At 45.3% G+C, this 20,179-nt stretch carries 18 protein-coding genes, 1 rRNA gene and 2 pseudogenes (1 of these 21 only partly in view); 12 read left to right on the plus strand and 9 right to left on the minus strand.

Features of this window, described 5'->3' with window-relative positions; translation table 11 throughout:
- Window positions 1–113: 113 nt before the first annotated feature.
- Window positions 114–431 carry a hypothetical protein gene (locus D0A34_20415; protein UNU20920.1) on the plus strand — a complete coding sequence of 106 codons (318 nt, stop codon included), beginning with the start codon at window positions 114–116 and terminating at the stop codon, window positions 429–431.
- A 149-nt stretch (window positions 432–580) separates the two neighbouring features.
- On the opposite strand, the gene D0A34_20420 is transcribed toward D0A34_20415, so the two are convergent.
- The 4 genes from D0A34_20420 to D0A34_20435 form a co-directional block, all read right to left on the minus strand.
- On the minus strand, window positions 581–1,141 hold the full coding sequence (locus D0A34_20420; protein UNU20921.1) for a Uma2 family endonuclease: 561 nt from the start codon (window positions 1,139–1,141) through the stop codon (window positions 581–583).
- Window positions 1,142–1,369: 228 nt separating this feature from the next.
- On the minus strand, window positions 1,370–2,086 hold the full coding sequence (locus tag D0A34_20425; protein UNU20922.1) for a GUN4 domain-containing protein: 717 nt from the start codon (window positions 2,084–2,086) through the stop codon (window positions 1,370–1,372).
- 232 nt (window positions 2,087–2,318) lie between these two features.
- Window positions 2,319–2,891 carry a hypothetical protein gene (locus D0A34_20430; protein ID UNU20923.1) on the minus strand — a complete coding sequence of 191 codons (573 nt, stop codon included), beginning with the start codon at window positions 2,889–2,891 and terminating at the stop codon, window positions 2,319–2,321.
- A gap of 275 nt (window positions 2,892–3,166) precedes the next feature.
- Complete coding sequence (locus D0A34_20435; GenBank protein ID UNU20924.1) at window positions 3,167–3,376, minus strand: hypothetical protein; 210 nt, start codon at window positions 3,374–3,376, stop codon at window positions 3,167–3,169.
- A 955-nt stretch (window positions 3,377–4,331) separates the two neighbouring features.
- Between D0A34_20435 and D0A34_20440 the strand changes: the two genes are divergently transcribed.
- From D0A34_20440 to aroF, 6 genes are all read left to right on the plus strand, one after another.
- Window positions 4,332–6,980, plus strand: a complete 2,649-nt coding sequence (locus D0A34_20440; protein UNU20925.1) for a hypothetical protein — start codon at window positions 4,332–4,334, stop codon at window positions 6,978–6,980.
- Window positions 6,981–7,046: 66 nt separating this feature from the next.
- A complete protein-coding gene (locus tag D0A34_20445) occupies window positions 7,047–7,301 on the plus strand; it encodes a hypothetical protein (protein ID UNU20926.1) in 255 nt (84 codons plus the stop codon).
- Between the two features lie 198 nt (window positions 7,302–7,499).
- Complete coding sequence (gene ruvA / locus D0A34_20450) at window positions 7,500–8,123, plus strand: Holliday junction branch migration protein RuvA (GenBank protein ID UNU20927.1); 624 nt, start codon at window positions 7,500–7,502, stop codon at window positions 8,121–8,123.
- Between the two features lie 150 nt (window positions 8,124–8,273).
- A complete protein-coding gene (locus tag D0A34_20455; GenBank protein UNU20928.1) occupies window positions 8,274–8,543 on the plus strand; it encodes a 30S ribosomal protein S15 in 270 nt (89 codons plus the stop codon).
- 95 nt (window positions 8,544–8,638) lie between these two features.
- Window positions 8,639–9,112 carry a DUF3464 family protein gene (locus tag D0A34_20460; GenBank protein ID UNU20929.1) on the plus strand — a complete coding sequence of 158 codons (474 nt, stop codon included), beginning with the start codon at window positions 8,639–8,641 and terminating at the stop codon, window positions 9,110–9,112.
- A 205-nt stretch (window positions 9,113–9,317) separates the two neighbouring features.
- A complete protein-coding gene (gene aroF, locus D0A34_20465; GenBank protein ID UNU20930.1) occupies window positions 9,318–10,379 on the plus strand; it encodes a 3-deoxy-7-phosphoheptulonate synthase in 1,062 nt (353 codons plus the stop codon).
- A 307-nt stretch (window positions 10,380–10,686) separates the two neighbouring features.
- On the opposite strand, the gene D0A34_20470 is transcribed toward aroF, so the two are convergent.
- From D0A34_20470 to D0A34_20485, 4 genes and pseudogenes are all read right to left on the minus strand, one after another.
- Window positions 10,687–11,753, minus strand: a protein-coding gene (locus D0A34_20470) for an ISKra4-like element ISMiva1 family transposase (protein ID UNU20931.1) whose coding sequence is annotated in 2 segments (ribosomal slippage) — window positions 10,687–11,585 and window positions 11,585–11,753 — 1,068 coding nt in all. Because the reading frame shifts where the segments join, the coding sequence is not laid out codon by codon here.
- Between the two features lie 268 nt (window positions 11,754–12,021).
- A complete protein-coding gene (locus D0A34_20475; protein UNU20932.1) occupies window positions 12,022–12,237 on the minus strand; it encodes a hypothetical protein in 216 nt (71 codons plus the stop codon).
- Window positions 12,238–12,445: 208 nt separating this feature from the next.
- Window positions 12,446–13,667, minus strand: a pseudogene (locus D0A34_20480) (IS1634 family transposase).
- A complete protein-coding gene (locus D0A34_20485) occupies window positions 13,654–13,887 on the minus strand; it encodes a hypothetical protein (protein UNU20933.1) in 234 nt (77 codons plus the stop codon). The pseudogene D0A34_20480 and the gene D0A34_20485 overlap by 14 nt, the downstream one beginning before the upstream one ends.
- Before the next feature lie 283 nt (window positions 13,888–14,170).
- Here D0A34_20485 and D0A34_20490 point away from each other — a divergent pair, with 283 nt between their 5' ends.
- A complete protein-coding gene (locus D0A34_20490) occupies window positions 14,171–14,812 on the plus strand; it encodes a hypothetical protein (GenBank protein ID UNU20934.1) in 642 nt (213 codons plus the stop codon).
- Window positions 14,813–14,960: 148 nt separating this feature from the next.
- The gene (locus tag D0A34_20495; GenBank protein ID UNU20935.1) at window positions 14,961–15,197 is read left to right on the plus strand and encodes a hypothetical protein; all 237 of its coding nucleotides are present in this window, start codon (window positions 14,961–14,963) and stop codon (window positions 15,195–15,197) included.
- Window positions 15,198–15,240: 43 nt separating this feature from the next.
- Here D0A34_20495 and D0A34_20500 read toward each other — a convergent pair.
- Window positions 15,241–15,856, minus strand: a pseudogene (locus tag D0A34_20500) (transposase).
- An 800-nt stretch (window positions 15,857–16,656) separates the two neighbouring features.
- On the opposite strand from D0A34_20500, the gene ltrA reads away from it, so the two are divergent.
- From ltrA to D0A34_20515, 3 genes are all read left to right on the plus strand, one after another.
- Window positions 16,657–18,315 carry a group II intron reverse transcriptase/maturase gene (gene ltrA, locus D0A34_20505; GenBank protein ID UNU20936.1) on the plus strand — a complete coding sequence of 553 codons (1,659 nt, stop codon included), beginning with the start codon at window positions 16,657–16,659 and terminating at the stop codon, window positions 18,313–18,315.
- Window positions 18,316–18,437: 122 nt separating this feature from the next.
- Window positions 18,438–18,809, plus strand: coding sequence for a hypothetical protein (locus D0A34_20510; GenBank protein ID UNU20937.1), 372 nt, complete (start codon window positions 18,438–18,440; stop codon window positions 18,807–18,809).
- Window positions 18,810–19,124: 315 nt separating this feature from the next.
- Window positions 19,125–20,179 (plus strand): 16S ribosomal RNA (locus D0A34_20515); it runs 453 nt beyond the window's last position.

Raw genomic sequence — 20,179 nt, forward strand, 5'->3', positions numbered from 1 at the left:
TTATGTGGCGTACTTTTGGGGGTACTGGCCCCGTGTGAAAAAAGTACAGCCATAGAACTTTTATACCTCAAGGATTCTAGAGATGTACACAACTCCAAATCAGGATTAAGGCTATGCAAGCACAAAATTTCGTTCAACTGGAACTACCAGGCGTTTTACCTAAAAAAAACGACACCCTCAAACAAATAGAAGAAGCAATGCAAGGAATACTAGACCTAACATGGAAAACTGTGCTACTTCACATATCACCACGCAGCGCTAAAGAACTGATGCGACAGCACGGTAAACTGATTGCTATCCATGATGGCGAAGCCCGGATTAAAGTCTCCTCAACACCACTTTTGCTAATAGCAATTCAAAAACTTCCCGATGTTGAATCAGCCTTCAGAAAAGCTTTTGGCACTACAGTCAAAATCCGTCTCGAAGTGTAAGTGAGCTTGTTTCCCGTGACAGCGTATTATTCAATGCTTTGCCCGCGTGCGGTGCGTGACAGTCAATAGTCCCACCGCCGCGAGTTAAAGTTTTTCCGCTGTCACCCACCCTACCACTGATATCTTGCACAGAGTACGATCGCCCTCAATTAATCAATCAATTCCGCTTCTTCAAAAATCTGTCTAGTCGTCAAGTCCAAACCAGGCAGCAACTCATCCACAATCAATGTATTATCCGTATAAACTTGACTCGAACCATCGGTCAAAAAACTTCTAATTAAAATAGCCTCTGGATCGATTACCCAAACTCGCGGAACTCCCGCCGCCAAATAATCTTTTGCCTTCTCTTCAAATTCCTGCATGGTTTGACCAGGAGAGATAATCTCAATCACCAGTTCAGGAATTGCGGGACAAGCTTCATTTTGCCGCCAAGTTTTCGGCAGACGCGCATAAGAAATATAGGTCAAATCGGGAACAGGTACCCAATCTTTATCCTGACGTTTTAACAAAATTGCCCATTCTGGAAGCACTCGCCCGCGTCCTTTACACCATACACGAATCAGGCGACACAAAGCTCCCTGTAAACTGGAATGAAAAAATTTTGGAGACACTTTAGGAACCGCTTCACCATCTACAAACTCACAATATACATCTCCGTCGGGCAAAGCTAGATATTCTGCTAAAGTGAGTTTGGTTCCGATGCCTACCATGACTCCCAGCCCTCTCGCTAATTAACTCAAATATCAATTATACAAAATTTCCCAACTTTCCTAGAAGTACGATCGCCCTTCTCCCTCTATGCCAAAAGTGGAACAGGCGTCCCGCCTGTGAATTTCTGTGAATTTCTGCGCGTCAAAACTCAAAATCCCAATTCCCCAAAAACAATAGCGGGGCCGGCCATCCAGCCGCCCCACATTCCCCAAAAGCCCCAAAACCATTCACTTCAACCAGGCAGGATGAGCCATCAAAGCCGCAAACGGCTGCACTCCTCGCAACTGATTTGACAGCGGCAAATGCCCTCTCGGCGCGCTCAAGTTCCAGATAAACTCTTGCGGGTAGCGCGTCCAATTATTCCCCTTTTTCCAGCCAATTAGCGGCCACAATTTATCCCAATTCTTGCCCGAACTCAGCCAAATTTCCCGCTGCACTGAAAAGCCGAATTTGCCTTCGGAATGAACTTTCCACAGCGTGTTAATTGTTTGCAAATCCACCACCGGCAAACTCTCAACTTGCGTAAAATACAGCCACTTTCTCACGGAAGCTGTATCACCCGCCAATTCACAAAGCTTGTCTAAAGTCATGCGATCGGCTTCTTGAAATTCCTGTAACGCCAATAATTGTTGCAGTGGAGTGTAATCAATGTTAGAGTCTGATCGCAGTGGCACAAGCCCAGTCGGAAAATTCGCTTGCAAAAACTCCATCGCTCTCGGAGAATTAGCACTGTAAAGAATTTGGTAAGCTTTACCCATTACCGCAGTCGGTGCATCTGACTTGCGCTCTAATAAAAATTCCATCAATACATCCCAACCGGAATCTGCTATTTGTTGTTGCAGCAGTTGCAGTTGAGTTTTTTCCGAACCCGACCTCAACTGAGAGCGGAGTTCGGCTGTCTCGGCCGCCGAGTCTAGAGGAGAAGTAGAAATCGAGTCAGTCATGAGAAACTATCAGCTATCAGCTATCAGCTATCAGCGATTAGCTGAAGCCCTGGTTTTCCCCCATTGTACAATGGTACTGACTCCGATTCACTTCTCTGTACTCGGATGCCTGCGCGCAACGCCGTCTGGTTTAGCCGATCGCCCCCACCCTCTTCGCCAATGGCAGCAATAGCAAATAAGTCTACCATCTGAATTTTACGATCGATGCCATGTCAAAGAGTTTTTCTTGAACCTAGTCGTCCACGATCGAAACCCATGCAGGGAACGAAGGCGGAAAAAAGTTTATGTCATATTCCGAGTCTTCCCACTCTTTGACCCAAAGCGGCACGGCGCCGGGGCGAGGAGTTGCAGAAAAGGTACGTTCTTTGACTTCGATCGAGTGAAATAGCTGTTTTAAAGTATCTCCCCGATCCAAAGCTTCGCTGAGGATGTCGTCCAACTCAGGATCGACCCGTTTGACACGGTTTTTGTCCTCCTCCAGCCACAGAAGTTTCAAAGACTTCAGATCTCTCGGACTGAGGATGCTCTTGTAGTACACGCGCTTAAGGGTCGCTACGGGCTCCAATGAGCGTTCGATCCGGCGAATTTGCTGAACTCGCAGGTAGTGCCATTCCGCTAAACGCTTGCGTTCCGAAGGCGGGAGGGTGCCCTTCCCGGCTGCGTGTTTGTAGTCGTATTTAATCAAACTGCAAGCCATATTGGCTAGCAGGTGAATCAACTGTTTTTCTTTAGGTGTAGCCTGACGCCGTTCCTGGGTTCGTGTCAATACGCGCTGTCTGCGGGTAGTTTCGAGAGTATTTTCCATTGGGTTTTTACGATATCAAATACGATTGTGCCAGATCCGAATCCCGAACATCAGAAGGTAAGGAAGTTGATAGGCGGGGAAACTCCACCGACAGACTCGCCTTACCTGTTTATTTTCCCATTCACCGTTCTCTGAAACTGACCCCTACCCCCGGGATTAGGTAGACTGATATTGGGATCGAGTTTTAACCGCCTCGATCAGAGGCGGTTGCGACAACAAATGCCACCACAACCACAACCACAACCGCACAAGAGCAAACCCCACAAGAGCGCCAATTATTTCCTGCCTTTACCGGTTTTTACCTCTTCTGCCTCCCCATCCTCATTCGTTCCAGTGTAGTTAAAGTCGGGACGACTCTCCCAAGCCGTCAAACTACTGGCTGATGAAGGTTGTGGGGCGATCGCTGAAGCGCTGGCGCTGCCTGCCTGGAAAAAGCCGAAGCCAGCCGAGGCAATTACCCCTAATACTAAGATGCTGTTTTTCATGTTCGATGACCCTGATTTCCGTAGATTGACACTTTTTGGCTAACCCGATCTGTCAGAAATGGGTTGATGCAATAGCCCACTTGTCTTCTGATAAATCTGCCTGCCATAATCAATTCAGACAGGCACACCCGCTTGTGATCGGAAACGCCGGAAGTGACGTGTTACTAACGTCCACGATCATCCATCAACCCGAATTTTTTGGGTAGTGGAGCGAAAGCCATCAGGGCGTCGATCCATCAGGGAGTTATGCCATCAGGGTGCTAATCCATCGGGTAGTTAAGCCATCAGGGCGCATCTTCTACAATTAGCCACCGACTTAACTTTTATAGTTGAGTAAGTGGTTAGCCTGGTACTGACAAAGCCTTTAAGAATTAAACTTTTTGTGGATGCATCCTGAAAAGTTTGTTCTTAGGAATCCCCGAACGCGAAAGCCCGGGGAAAGTCAGCAGCATGGAATTCCATGCAATCTAAGTCAACTAAAAAAACGCAGATTAACGATATCTCCCACTCAAGCAGTCCTCAGCAAAACGCTGGGGTTTTTTATTGGCAGCCATTGCGAGCGCGTTTTTCTCCGGCATCCGGTAGGCGGATCTGAAGGCAGAAGGTTGACGGCGCTGTGGTTATGAGTTTCCCTCCCAACATCATACCACCGGGTGATATTTAAAGTATTATTGTAAAAAAATGTGAAAAAAAGGGCGTTTTAGCGTTCTCAATCCCATCGAGTGAAAATTCATCAATTATGTGAACGAGTGTAAAAAATCAAGTGGCGAGCTACGATTGAGCCGATCGTAGGATTTGGGGCGAACGCTTGCAAAGATACGGTAAAGATTGACAAGGAGAAAGCTGAGCTAGTAGACAATAGAGAAAGAGGAACAAAAATTTTCCACCATAGTAAGCTGGCAATAATTCCAATTTGTAACCTTTCGATCGCACAGCATAGGGGCGTAAAATCTTGATGAATTCCCAGATGACAGCAGAACTCAACTCAACGTACCAATATCAAGTCGGAGGATATTTGCCTGCCGGTGCGCCCACCTATGTCAGGCGATCGGCAGACAGCGAGCTCTACGAAGGACTCAAAGCCGGAGACTTCTGCTACGTGTTGAGTTCGCCACAAATGGGCAAGTCCAGCCTGCTAGTGCAAACGGCCAAAAGGTTGCAAGCCGAAGGTACAGTTTTTGCTGCCATCAACTTGAGAAGCATCAGCAGCCCAGATATCTCCCCCCAAAAGTGGTACGCAGGAATCATGTACCGCATGGCAAGCAGTTTACACATCACAAACAGGTTTGATGCCATCAAGTGGTGGAACGATCGCGAACTGCTATCGCCGGTGCAGCGATTGGAGATATTTATCGAAAAAGTTTTGCTCAAGTCACTTCAGCAAAATCTGGTAATTTTTTTAGATGACATTGACAGCATCAGCAGCCTAACTTTCAGTACCAGCGATTTTTTTGCTTTGATCCGGGCTTGTTACTCCAAGCGGGCAGAGCAACCGGAATACAATCGCCTGACTTTTGCTGTTATGGGAGTAGCAGCCCCCTCAGAATTGATCCGAGATCCAAGATGCAACCCTTTTAATATTGGACGGCAGATTCATTTAAGTCGATTCCAACTGCACGAAAGTTTGCCGCTAGCCAAAGGATTAGCCCTGAAAGCTTTTCGCCCCCAAAAAGTGCTCCAAGAAATATTAGCTTGGACGGGTGGTCAACCGTTTCTAACTCACAAACTTTGCCACTTGGTACTTGAATACGGGCCTTTCATTGGCAGAAATTCCGAAGCTCAGCAGGTTGAAAAACTGGTCAAACACAGAATTATTAAAAATTGGGAAGAAGAAGACGAACCCCAACATTTGATACCCATACGCGATCACATTTTCCATAGCCACTGCGACCTCACGCGGCTGTTAACGCTGTACCAGCAAGCTTTGCAATCGGTCAAGGCAACAAAACCGGGCGAATCGCAGGGACTACCAGCAGATTACTCTCCCGAAAAAATTGAATTGCAACTGTCAGGACTGGTGGTTAAATCTCACGGTAAATTAATAGTTGCCAACCTAATTTATCAGTCTGTTTTTAATCCATTCTGGGTGGAAAAAGAGCTAGGAAAATTGGCTCCCTACCACTCGGCCCTAGCAGCATGGCTGGCTTCAGACCGCGAAGATGAATCCCTGTTATTGACAGGGGAAAGTTTGCAGTCAGCTTTGGATTGGGCTGCGAACAAACAATTAAGCCAAGAACACTATTGGTTCTTGAATCCCGATCGAACTTTTGGGGAACAACCGACAGTGGTTGTCGCACAAGTTGCAGACAGCAGCGTAGACACAGATGCAGACAGCCGCATCCTCACCCCGCCCTCAGATAGTGTTCCAACTGGCAGCAACGAACAGATATTGTACGATCACATCGTCTCCTGCGTGGAAACAGAATCCCCCGCACAGGTGATCGAGCGGTTCCGAAAGCTATTTATCGACGGCATGGGGTATCCCGATCGAGAGATTGAAGCAACTTTGTACAGTATAGTCTCCGTCAAGCGATTGGATCAGCACTTTAAATATATCCTACACCGCTGCTGCTACATCCCGATCAACCGCTGGCAATTGCAATCACACAACCAGTTCGCGATTGCAAATTTAGTAGCTTTATTTAAGCAGAGTTCTCCCCGATTCGGGACGGAATTTTACATAGTCAAGCGCTTGCAAGAACAAATAGCTTTCTTTACTAAAAGTGAAGAATTTCAGACCCTAGAGCGCTTAGTAAAAGCCCTAGATAGAGAGGCGGAACCGCAGCAACAAGATACTGATTCTCCTTTAGGCGAATTGATATGTCGGTATCCTTATTTGTACGGCTATTCTCTACTGAGCAAGGGCAGCATTGAGGAAGACCAACAAACCATTCAAAAACTGGCATTTCAAAGACAGCAACAGTTTGAAACACACTTGTCTCAATATTTAAATTATTTGGTTGAGCCGAGAAATACAGAAATAGGAATTGTGCAGCGAGCGCCTAATCCCACACTTTTGAACGATGCAGAACTGCACTTAGCGGTCAGGGAATTTGCCGGGAAAGTAGCAGGCGATCGCAGCTACAAAGAAGCCGCTCAATTTTTCCTGAGAGATTCCAGACAAACTCCATCTTACGGCTCATTTAAAGTTGATTTATATGAATATTTAATAGCGTCTATCGAACCAGAATACGGGGGGCGTCAATTCAATGACCGTTTGTACAAACAAATCAAAAATACATTGCGAGAACATGACTCGGTAAAATTCAATAATCCATTGTTAGTTCGGACTTGCCACCAGTTGTTCAACTTCTTAGTAGTGGAAAATTCCCAACATCCCAGCCACTACGTTTTTTACGATTTGGTGTACAACCTCGGCGCCAGCAGAACAATGGGTTTACTGCTGAAACTTGTACTGCTTTCGGGCAAAGTCAAACCAGAGCTGGAAAAGCGATTTTCTATTTTGTTTAATCACTATGAAGGTAAAGCTTCTAATGAAATTATGTGGTTTGTCAAATCCTTGGAAAATTTCAATGTGGCTTTGGTTGTGAATTTTGGTAAAACGGATTTGTCTTTGGTTAAACAACATCTTATTTTGAATTAAAAACTCACAAAATCGCTGGCTCAGCGTTAGAGCTTAGTATTAATTAAAAAAGTCACGGGAAAACAAATAAAAGCCTTGGAAGTCCCAGCAAGAATCCACGAAAAAGGTCAATTAATTCTCGATCGACCTTTAACACTAGACACTCCGGGCCCCGTGCGAATTATCGTCCTTCTTCCCGAACCTACAGATGAAGCTGAAGACGACCCCGACGATACTCCAGTTGAAGAAGTAAAAGCTAGTCTCAAAAGATCGTTGCAGGAAGCCAAAGCCGGACAGCGAATACCTCTTTCTCAAATGTGGGAGGGCATCGATCGATTTTAGATTTTAGATTTTAGATTTTAGACGATCGCACGATCGCTCAACTTGAATAGCCGTCGATCGTACTTTTGTTAACCATAATACTCAAAATCCGTGAAGCGAAGCTATCCCGAACGGAATCGCACAGACATCAGTCTCAACGAAATCCGCAGCATCATCGCCGAGTTTGATGAAAGCCAATAGCGGTGTATTATTAACTCTATGATTAGCTATCTCAAAGGCACAGTCGCCGATATCGCCAAAGGCAGCAACCGCGTCATATTGACTCTCGAAGTCAATCAAATCGGCTATGAAATCCAAATTTTGCCCCGCGTGACCGGTCAATTGCCAGCATCCGGCGAAGTCGCCCAAATTTTTACCCACCAGCAAGTTAAGGAAGACCAAATCGTATTGTACGGTTTTGGCAGCGCGGCAGAACGCGATTTGTTTCGGCAGTTGACGAGTGTTAGCGGTGTGGGTGCTCAACTGGCGATCGCACTTCTCGATACTTTAGGATTGCAAGATTTAGTCCAGGCGATCGTCGGCGGTAACACCCGCATCCTCGCCAAAACTCCGGGCGTGGGAACAAAAACCGCAGAACGTCTCGCCCTAGAACTCAAAAGCAAACTCTCCGAATGGCGACAGCAAGCAGGTTTGACAACTTCAGTCGCCGCCGGAGTCCCCCCAGCTATTCAAGAAGAAGTCGAGATGATCTTGCTGGCGATGGGATACACTGCGGCTGAAGTCTTGCAAGCGCTGCAAACCCTTAGTCAAGACAGCACTTTATCCGCCAAAGCGAATGCCGATGAATGGATACGTGAGGCGATCGCCTATTTGAGCCGATAATCGCCTACCCGATCCCGAAACCGGGAATAAAAACCAACATTCGGCCGGGTCAACAAACCAATCCGTGGCAAAAATTTTATCGTTTTTATGCTTCCCCTGTGATAACATAGGAGATTGTGACAATCGTACAAAAAAAACTAAAATCAATTCATGGCTCTTACACAACAGCGCAAACAAGAAATCATGGGCGACTTCCAAACCCATGAAACCGATACCGGCTCAGCAGATGTCCAAGTCGCCATGCTGACCGATCGCATCACAAAACTCAGCGCCCACCTGAAAATCAACCAAAAAGACTTCGCCTCCCGGCGCGGTTTGATGATGATGATCAGCCGCCGCAAGCGCCTGCTGGCATACATCCAAAAGCAAAATGTCGATCGCTACAAAGCATTGATTGCCCGTCTAGGCATTCGCGGCTAAACACCAAAGCCAAAATTTGCGACAATATTCTTTAATCTTGGACAAACACCAAGACTTATTGAAAAATGTTCGAGATTTCAGGTTAGAGATAAAATATGTCCTCCGAACCACCCCGCAAGCGCTTGCCCTTTGAACCGGCAACAAATCGTAAAAAAACGCCTAAAAAGCCCCCAGAACCCCAAGCAAGCGTAGCCTTAGAGTCGGATTCTGCCGACAAGCAACCGAAAGCTAACAAAACCGGAAAACAGTCGCAATCCATCCCAGAAGTAGTCAGCCAACGCATGATATCCCGCATAGCGGTATTCTGTGGCATACCGACAATGCTGGGAATTTGCACATTTTTTGTCAGCTATTTGGTAGTCAGCAAGGGCTTGTTTGATCTGCCCAACACAGCAGTATTGCTGGTAAGCATGGGCTGTTTTGGTCTAGGCGTTCTGGGATTAAGCTACGGAGTCCTCTCGGCTTCCTGGGATGAAGAAATTTCAGGAAGCACTCTGGGGTGGGAAGAATTTAATACCAATTTTGGACGGATGCGAGAAGCGTGGCGCGCCGCCAAGCCAAAAAGTTAGTCATTAGTTATTAGTCATTAGTCATTAGCTAAAAACTAAGCTGTTAACCATTAGCGAGTTTGTCCTTGGGGAGGGAACAAGAACCCGCCCCACAACAATGCTAATAATACTGATATAAATAGATTCTCGATCGCCATTGCATCTATTTTTCTCAGTGCATCAGAGTCATCATCCGTTTCTAGCCCAACTAAAAAGGCAAAAAAATATGATTATTGTAATGAAAGCCGGCACTCCAGAAGCCGAGATCGATAGACTAGACGAAGACCTCCGCACTAACTGGGGTTTGATACCAGAAAAAATAGTCGGCCGTTACAAGGTCGTCATGGGTTTGGTAGGGGACACCGCAGAGCTCGAACCCATGCAACTGCGCGAAATGAGCACCTGGATTGAAGAAGTCCTGCGCGTGGAAAAACCCTACAAACGCGCTTCTCTGGAGTACCGCCAAGGAGAAGCCAGCGAAGTAGCGGTTGCTACTCCTTTAGGAACTGTAATGATCGGCTTGCATCACCCGATCGCGATCGTAGCAGGCCCTTGCTCGGTCGAAAACGAAGAAATGATTGTCGAAACAGCAATGCGCGTCAAAGCTGCTGGAGCTCATTTTCTCCGTGGTGGGGCGTACAAACCGAGAACTTCCCCCTACGCTTTCCAAGGCCACGGCGAGAGTGCTTTGGGATTGCTAGCTGCGGCGCGGGAAGCTAGCGGTTTGGGAATTATCACAGAAGTTATGGATGCGGCGGACTTAAGTGCGATCGTGGAAGTAGCCGACGTGATCCAAGTCGGGGCGAGAAATATGCAGAATTTCTCACTGTTAAAGAAAGTCGGAGCTCAAGACAAACCCGTTTTGCTGAAGCGCGGCATCTCGGCCACCATTGAAGAATGGTTGATGGCTGCTGAGTATATCATGGCTTCTGGCAATCCGAACGTGATTTTGTGCGAGCGCGGAATTCGGGGGTATGACAGGCAATATACCCGCAATACGCTAGATTTATCCGCAGTACCAGTATTGCGGACTCTGACTCACTTACCGATTATGGTTGACCCGAGTCACGGCACCGGTTGGGCGCAGTTTGTACCCTCGATGGCGTTTGCTTCGATCGCCTCTGGTACTGATTCGCTGATGATTGAAGTGCACCCGAATCCGAAAAAAGCTTTGTCTGACGGGCCACAATCTTTAACACCGGATCAGTTCGACAAGTTGATGGAAGAATTGGCGGTGATTGGTAAAGTCATGAACCGTTGGCCGCAACCGGTGCCAGTTTTGGCATAAAAACAGGCGAAACGCTTAACCTAAAATGCGATCGCAGTTAAATCCCCGACTTCTTAAAGAAGTCGGGGATTTTGTTATTCGGTTTTTGGAATAGAGCCTGAGGGGCGAGCGTACTTCTAGCGGGACTAAACAAAAATTAAGCCCAAATTAAGTCCAAAGTCTCTTTATAAGTGGAAAATACGTCCATATTTTCTTTTGGAGTTTAGACTAAGCACAAATTTACTCAGCTAAGGCTGAGTAGAAATTGTGGTGAATTTAGAGAGAGCTGACAAGGTTAACTAGGGTGCATCTCAGTTTGGCAAATACATCAAGTGGAAAGTTGGCCATTGAGATAAGCACAGCGCAGAGAAAGGATAGAGGCAACACTCTCGATATTCCACTGCGCTCCCGATAATTTCACCCTGATCCCAATGCGTTTAATCGTTGATTCAACTGTTCCAGAACCGATAGAACTCAGGGACTCTTCTTGATAGTATTGGTAGTTAACTATTCGGTTGCGATGGGTTTCTAAATAAGTGCAAAATGTTTTAAATGCTTTTCTTTTCAAGTCTTTAAATAAATTTATCACTTGATTAACTTGACCTGACCACAACAGACTTTCTGCTTGCTTTGAGCGTTTCAGTGAGCCCCCTGCTTTATAGAAATTTTCTTTCAGATGATACCAATCTAAGATTTGTTGCCTTTGTTCAGTCACTCCAATTTCTTGAAATAAGTTCCAAATTCCGGGATGACCATCTCCTACCCAATACATAGGGTGTAGTAATTTTTGGCTATTAGTCCAATCAATTAAATCTTGATCATTTTGAAAGAATGCTCCGCAATAAACATTATCTAAACACAGGGCTTTATAATCTTTCCAATAACATGGCTCGCCCTTGTTTTCGTTGCGTAGCCTGACTTTGCCTCCGTCTAAGAAAATTTCTTGGACTCCTTGCTTAGATGTAGGCAATTCAAATTTTTGGCTCTTTACTAATCTGTGTAATGTACTATGAGACACTGGGATTCCTATGAATGTTTCTAAATTTTTTTCTCCTTTTTGATAATACTCATTATTTCTGATTATCAGAGCACACTTTTCCATCAGGGGACTGAGTTGACTATAAGGTTTTAACCCGAAATATTTCCCCTGATTATTTGTAATCCTGAGCGACCCAACTACAGATTTTACTGTTCGCGTTCTTCCTGTTTTAATTCCTGATGCTGTTGAAAAAAAAAGCTACCTAATTCTGGTCCCACTTCTGATAATATTTTTTGACGCAGAGATTTTTCGATACTTTCAAAATTGGACAGTTCCGTTGAATCTGTATTTCTGTAAAGAATGGATGCTACCTCTTTTAAGTGTGCTTTTAGGCGCTTTTGGTCTTCGGGTGTCATTTTTTTTCACAGTTTTACTAGCTTTTTTATTTTCGCCCTTTTTTCAGAGATTTGCAATAGTGAGATGCACCCCATCAAATCCCCCTATCGGTTGAGTCTTTCTGACTTTGACTCCAGGGGAATAGAGAGAAATTCCGGGAACTAATCCTACCTGCTTCAACGGCTGCCAGATTTGAGGTTCGGTTTCGATACAAAGAGAGCTTTAAGCCGTAAACAAAAATATACACCTGCCTCAGGGAGGCACTTAACCAGCTCGACTAAGGAAAATTTAGGCGTCTCCTAAAACCACTACTTTATAATCTTTCAAGAGCGGTAAAATTTCTGCGATTGCGTCCCTTTGTGCTGTCAAATTACTACTTCCTAGCTTGGGTAACAGCGACCAGGATAAAGGGATAGCTTTCTTCTCCCACACCAGGCTTACCATGAGTATGTTTATATATCCCCATTGGGTGCGCTCGATGATAATGGATAAAGTCTGACCCACTTGGCAATAGGTGGTTAATCAATAAGTTATGAGGGGGTACCAAACCTGGTGGAGGGTTAATTGAGGTAAATTCAAGAACCTTTGTAACCCACATTCCGCAGGTAGCACGATCGTCCGGGAATTTTTTCAATTGAGATGGCACAGCAGCTCAAGAGAGAAGATAATATTTACGGCAAGGAGCGCCAAAGAATTGGATAATCTACAATCGTTATTGCGTCAGATTGGCAATGTGCTTGACACCATTAATTGTCAACAAATGAATCGACATAAAACATTGAAACACCCACCGCAGAGTTGGTTTGGTCGTAGGCTTACCTACTTGATTATCAATGGTTTGTTGAGCCCGACGTCTGGCATATTCAACTATTTCGATCGCTTGCAGGTCGTGCAATTGATGGTAAGGTAACTGTTGCGAAAATGCGCTCGCAGCAGAAGTGGCATCTGGTTGACAAGCAAACCGTTGGCTTTCTAATTGCTTGAGTGCGGAAGTGGCGAGTGTGAAATGTTTGGCTAACCGTTTCTCCAATTGTTTTAAATCAGATGCCACCCGCATCTGACTCTTAACCACTAACCATCGTTGTGGCACGTCGGCATAACGATTCCCACTCTTCAGCAATCTGGTAGTCGGTTAGCGAACTATTCACCAATGCGTCTGGGTGAATCTGCTGCAACAATTCTTTAGCCGAGGACAAGGTAGCAGGGACTCTTGATACCCATCGCCATTGTGCCATCTGTTGCAGATTTACGGAAGTATAGAGAGCAGCATCGGCCACAAACAGTGCATCCACATCCCATTGCTGTCTGAATTCAAGAATCAGTTGGGCAAATAAAGATGAGTCGGTTTCATTGCCATCTCCCACTCTCAAGTACAAGGGGATGTCTCCATCCCCACTGCACATCAGATCCACCATAAATTGCTTTAAATCGGGGCGGTGATCTCTGGAATAGCCGTAGGTGATGTCAATTGTACCTAGTTCTCCTGTCTCACTTTGATCGCTTAAGTAATCACCATCAACGTGTAGGGAACTCGAATCTAGCTGTAGGCTGTGCAAGTCTACACCAAAGCGTCGTGCAGCAGACAGTGCTACTGTGACAAATAGTTCTGTCAGTCCTGCGGCATATAATTTGTCTAGGATGCGCCCTAACCTGTCATCATTTAAGTGTTCTGGTCTGATGCCTTCTCCCAACAAGTGCTCTGTGGCTTTACCGAAAAAAAATTTTTCAAATAGATACAGTGGGGCACTGACAAAGCCCAATCCATTCAAAATCATGGCTTTGACTGCTTGCCCTAGTGTGATGATGGACTGTGGGTGAGTCCCCAGTAGTTGATCGATCTGTTCTACTAATCCCATTTCATCACAGATACCGGCAATGAGTCCGCAGTGGTCAATATCCTGTACTCTTATATTTGACGCTTCAATATTTCTCATTTCTTAAAAATACTGGATTTTCCGCTCGCACCTGCGGAATGTGGGTTTGTAATTTCCAACGTCGGCTTTCGGCGGTAATCGGGTAGAGAAACCAGAGGGCTAATTGCTCCAACTTAACTTGTCTTTCCGATTGCCGTAGATTGAGCAGGATACTTAATACTAAAAACTGACTACGAGTTAAGTGTTGTTGGAGATGCGTCTGATAAAATAGAGGTAACATAATTTGTGATAGGTCGTCGCTACTTTGAACGGGCCTATCTTTTTTTACCACAAATGGGTCAACGCCTTACCTTGTCTAGCTTCTAACGGGGTTGTCACCCCCCAGCTTTTCTTGCTAGGTTACGGTAGGTTCTTGGTTTTTTATGTATGGGTTTTTTCTTTGATTTGTTTATACAGGATGTCTATGATTTTTTCTTTATGAACTCTGGCTCTGTTTAATAGTCCTAATACCAATTCACTATGAAGTTACACTAAATTTAGGCTAAAAGTAGAGGAGATCCAATATGGCAAACAAATTTAAGGTAGAAATCCAGGAAACGGTTGAGGAACTAGAGCATCGACTCGAACGGGCTATAACCGCAGTAAGTAAAGAAAAATTACTGCTATTATACTGGATTGCCCCCAAAAAAATCAAAACAAGAGAAGAATTAGCCACGATGCTGAAGCGAGACTCTTCAACAATATATCGTTGGTTAAGAGCTTACAAACAAGGTGGAATTACCTCATTACTCACAGTTAAAAAAGCTCCCGGGAAGACTCCACATATACCACCCGAAGTCAGAGAAAAATTAATCAGAAAACTGCAAGAACTAGAGGGGGAAACAAGTTATGGCAAATTACAGATATGGTTAGAAAAAGAATGCGGGATAAAAGTGAGCTATAAAGTCGTACATGACCTAGTTCATTATAAATTAAAATCTTACCTCCAAGTCCCAAGACCCCAAAGCAATAAGGTGAACGAAGTTGCACAGACAAACTTCAAAAAAAAACTGTGGGAGATTATCAAAGTAATGATTAAATATTTCGGACCAGGACAGCCTGTAAGGATATGGTGTCAGGACGAGAGTAGATTTGGATTGATTACGATGCAGGGCAGGATGATTACATTGAAGGGGATAAAACCCGTCGGCAAAAAGCTTTCTTAAGCGAGGAAACTTCTATGTTTATGGAGTTGTACATCCATCAACAGGTGAACAATATTATCAAGAATTTTGTCAGCTCAATCACAACTCCTTTCAAGAGTTTTTAAATGGATTTGCTCAAAAATACTCAGACTATTTCAATCTAATTATCATGGATAATGGTAGCTTTCATAAAGCTCTCTTATTAGACTGGCATGACCATGTAATGCCAATATATTTACCTGCCTATAGTCCTGAATGGAATCCGATTGAAAGATTGTGGGAACATACAAAAAAAGACCTCAACTGGGAAAACTATTCGAGTTTAGATAAACTCAAAGAACAGGTAGATAGAATTATCAAATCTCTCACGAATGAAGAAGTTTTATCTCTCGGTGGTTGGGACTAGATCCTTGAAGCTATATTAAGTGCAGGTTCATAGTGAATTGGTATAAGTCGGTAGGATAACTAATGTCGGCTGGGGCAAAGAGTCATCTACGATCAACTTTTCGCGATTAGACGACTCATTTTTGGCGTCCAAATCCTTTTTTTTCGCTTCGATTGGGGTGTGTAACGCATTTTTTCGACCAGGCGTTCGTTGACTTTATTAATTAGGTCTGGACTAATTTATTGCCGAAAGTGAACTAATAGAGATGAGTCAAATGGTAGTCCATTGCTGTAACTTGATTGACCGCTAAAGTATTGCAGATATGGTTTTCCCGGATACGTTCTACCGTTTCGCGATCGCTAATTCCAAGCTTTTATTTGATAATTAATGCTCCCAGTGCCATCCGAAAGGATTTAGCTGGTACCCCCATAACTGTCTACCGTTTCGCGATCGCTGATTCCAAGCTTCTCTTTGATAATTAATGCTCCCAGTGCCATCCGAAAGGATTTAGCTGGTGTCCCCATAACTGTCGGGAAGTTTGCCGCGTATTGTGATTCAAATTCATCCCACGGGGTTATTTGGACTATTTTTACCCAACGGTTGAGGGCTGACAATTTACATCCGTTGGCTAGTTCAAAGTCTAAGGGTTGGAGGGGAGCAAGCTCAGCTTTTTTGTACACCCTCGCAGGTGGCTATGCACGGCTTTTGATCTACTTTACCTGTTTTTCTTGCACGCTGATCTCGATAGCACGATCTCTTCACCCAGGCCAGATAACATGTGATCGATTATTCAGCAAACCCCATTTAGAAAATCTGCTGGTTTATCCTTGTCAGAAAATTAGGGAGCAACACAGACTTATTCAGGGGTTGCGCGACCTGAAATGGTCGTTTAGTACGGGAAGGCGACTTCCCTGGAGGATTCACACCCTCCACCCTCACGTAAAAGACTCTCAAAGAAGAGTTTGGTCACGACCTAGTAGGTAACGAAACAGTCGGAGTGCAGACCACGAAAGTAGCCGAAGCTAGCAGCCTAAGCTGGTTAGGAGCAAGGGGGAAAATCTCCAATGGTGAAAACAAGTTAACTATCGATTAAACTGCGTCATTAAGCTAAGAGCCAAATAAGGCTGATAGGCTCTAACCAAAAGGTACGTGGAAGGATTCAAGATTTAACCCCTCTCTGAATCGTGTGAACAAAAAACCCACCGCAGAATAGATAGCACCTAAAGGAAGATAGAAAAACTAAATGACACAACAGGGTAAACCCCACAGAGTCTAAAAGAAGTCGATAACTTTTAGTAGGTCTGAGGCAACAAGGACGGAACTCTCTGGAGGGTAAAGGATGGAGGAAAAAGCGAATGCTGGCTTGTAATGAGTCAGATAGGGGTTGAAACATTACTTCTGACCGAAAGGAACAGCAGACTTCCTCTGGGTCTTATGCGGAAGAAACCAGATTAAGGAATCCAATCTAAGGACAAGTTAGATGATGTCTTCTGAGACAACAAACGGACTGAAGAGACGACTTGAAGACTGGAACCAAATCAATTGGTATAAGGTTAACAAGCTCGTTAGAAACCTACGTCAAAGAATCTTTCGTGCGAGAAAACTTGGTGACTTCCGTAAGATACGAAGCTTGCAGAAGTTAATGTTACGAAGCTACGCCAACTTACTGCTGTCAGTTCGACGTATCACCCAGACCAATCAAGGTAAAGCAACGGCAGGAATTGACAAAGAAGTAATCAATACCCCAAAGCAAAGGGTGATTCTGGTAAACAATTGGGATGGGGGCAACCTCAAACCAACTCGTAGGGTGGAAATACCGAAACCTAACGGAAAGAAACGACCGCTCGGCATCCCTACCGTGCGCGACAGAATCGAACAGGCAATAGTAAAGAACGCACTAGAACCCGAATGGGAAGCCGTATTCGAGGCACACTCGTATGGTTTCCGACCGGGAAGAAGCTGTCATGATGCTATAGCCCAATGCTTCAACAGGATAAGAATTGGATATAGAGGCGGTGACACTTGGGTTCTAGAAGCTGACATCAAGGGATTCTTCGACAACATCGCCCATGAATCCATCCTGACTATGGTGAGCAATTTTCCAAAAATAGAACTCATCAAAGGATGGTTAAAAGCGGGTTTTGTGTTCCAAGGGAAATTCAACCCGACAGAACTAGGCACACCACAGGGCGGTGTTATTTCGCCGTTACTTGCCAACATCGGTTTGCATGGCTTAGAAAGCCTTATAAAAGCCACCAATCCGAAGCTTGGAGTGGTACGATACGCCGATGACTTCATCGTTACGGCTAGAGACAAATACAGTCTCGAAACTGCCCAGAACCTAATTCAAGCATGGATGTCTGAACGAGGTCTTGAACTCAGTGCTGAGAAGACGGTCATTACGTCAATGGAAGATGGCTTCGACTTCCTGGGGTTCAACTCCCGGCACTACGATGGAAAACTCCTAATCAAACCGTCCAAAAGGAAGGTGTTAGCCTTCTGTAAACGAATTGGTAAGGAAATCAAAAACCTGAATGGTGTAGAACAGGAAGTTCTAATTAAAAAGCTCAATCCAATTCTCAGGGGTTTTGCGAACTACTATAAAGGTGTAGTAAGCAAAGAAACCTTCTGCTATATCTCACACCGAGTATGGCAATACCTTTGGCGTTGGGCAAAGCGTAGACACCCCAACAAAAGCACTAAATGGGTAAGAAAGCGCTACTTCAAAACCATTAAAGGCAATAAATGGATGTTCGCCTGCACAACAAGCGACCGCCGAGGGAAGGATAAAGAACTTGTCCTTTACCAGATAGCATATACAGCCATTGAACGCCATATAAAGGTCAAGGGTGACGCAAGTCCCGATGACCCCTCACTAAAAGGATACTGGGAAAAGCGCCACCAGAAGTATGGTAAATCTCGCTTTGAAAAAGGCTCCAAGCTATATAAGATAGCAGAAAACCAGAACTGGAAATGTCCAGAATGTGGCGAACTCTTATTCAACGGAGAGGAAATCGAAACCCATCACATAGTATCTGTGGCAGAAGGTGGAACTGACGACATGGAAAATCTTCTGCACCTGCACTCTTCGTGTCATAAGCAGATACACAAAACCCAAGTCAAATCTCGCTTGAAGTAAGGCTTGAGCCGTATGAGTGCGAAAGTCTCATGTACGGTTCTTAGGGGAGGGGAGAGTGGCAACGCTCGAACCTTACCCGACACCTGTTTTCATTGGTGGCCTAAAACTAGGGGAACTTAATCATCACTAATCAACCGGACATAATATTAGAAAGCCATCACAGAGTACCTGTGGGTCAAGGGGGACTAGACGACGTAGAAAATCTTGAACACCTTCACAAAACGTGCCCTAAGCAGGTAGGTACATTCAAAAACCAAGTTGAAACGGGCTTGAAGCAAAGCTTGAGCGCAGTGAGCTGGAAACTCTCATGCTGCGTTCTTAGGGGAGGGGAAAGAGGTGACTCTCGAACCTTACCCGCCTACCTTCCATCGACTCAACCAAGTCCGCGCCCAAAGCGTATTTCCGGGGTCAAAAAGCAGATCCAAGCCCTAAATAGGAGTCAGCGCTCGGATACCGGAGCGGTGAAGGACAGGCGAAAGCCTTGGTGTGTATAGGTTCAAAAAAAATCAAAAATATTTTCACAAAACGCTTGACAACTCTGGGGAGAGTTGATACATTAATAAAGCGCCAGAAGAGAAGCGGTTCACTGAACCGCGGACTAAAGGCAAAAAAGCAAGACAAAAAACTGAACCTAGAAAAAAGAATAGTTTGAAAGCTTAAAGCACTATTAACCTCGTCAAAAAATTAAGATCGAGAGTAGAAGCGAGAGCTAATACTCAATATCACAAACAACGAGAAAAAAGTCAAGGGAAAAAAACCAGCTTAAGGGCTGAGTGGAAAGAACTTGATTGTAGCCAAAAAAACTCAACAACACGGAGAGTTTGATCCTGGCTCAGGATGAACGCTGGCGGTCTGCTTAACACATGCAAGTCGAACGGAGTAGAAATACTTAGTGGCGGACGGGTGAGTAACGCGTGAGAATCTGCCTTCAGGACGGAGACAACAGTTGGAAACGACTGCTAAGCCCCGATGTACCGAAAGGGAAAATATTTATAGCCTGAAGATGAGCTCGCGTCCGATTAGCTAGTTGGCGGAGTAAAAGCCCACCAAGGCGACGATCGGTAGCTGGTCTGAGAGGACGATCAGCCACACTGGGACTGAGACACGGCCCAGACTCCTACGGGAGGCAGCAGTGGGGAATTTTCCGCAATGGGCGAAAGCCTGACGGAGCAAGACCGCGTGGGGGAAGAAGGCTCTTGGGTTGTAAACCCCTTTTCTCTGGGAAGAAAGTTGTGAAAGCAACCTGACGGTACCAGAGGAATCAGCATCGGCTAACTCCGTGCCAGCAGCCGCGGTAAGACGGAGGATGCAAGCGTTATCCGGAATGATTGGGCGTAAAGCGTCCGCAGGTGGCAGTTCAAGTCTGCTGTCAAAGACCGGGGCTTAACTTCGGAAAGGCAGTGGAAACTGAACAGCTAGAGTATGGTAGGGGCAGAGGGAATTCCTGGTGTAGCGGTGAAATGCGTAGAGATCAGGAAGAACATCGGTGGCGAAGGCGCTCTGCTGGACCATAACTGACACTCAGGGACGAAAGCTAGGGGAGCGAATGGGATTAGATACCCCAGTAGTCCTAGCCGTAAACGATGGATACTAGGTGTTGTCTGTATCGACCCGGACAGTGCCGTAGCTAACGCGTTAAGTATCCCGCCTGGGGAGTACGCACGCAAGTGTGAAACTCAAAGGAATTGACGGGGGCCCGCACAAGCGGTGGAGTATGTGGTTTAATTCGATGCAACGCGAAGAACCTTACCAGGACTTGACATGTCGCGAATCTTCTGGAAACAGAGGAGTGCCTTCGGGAGCGCGAACACAGGTGGTGCATGGCTGTCGTCAGCTCGTGTCGTGAGATGTTGGGTTAAGTCCC

Source organism: Microcoleus vaginatus PCC 9802 (assembly GCA_022701275.1).
Lineage (GTDB): Bacteria > Cyanobacteriota > Cyanobacteriia > Cyanobacteriales > Microcoleaceae > Microcoleus > Microcoleus vaginatus_A.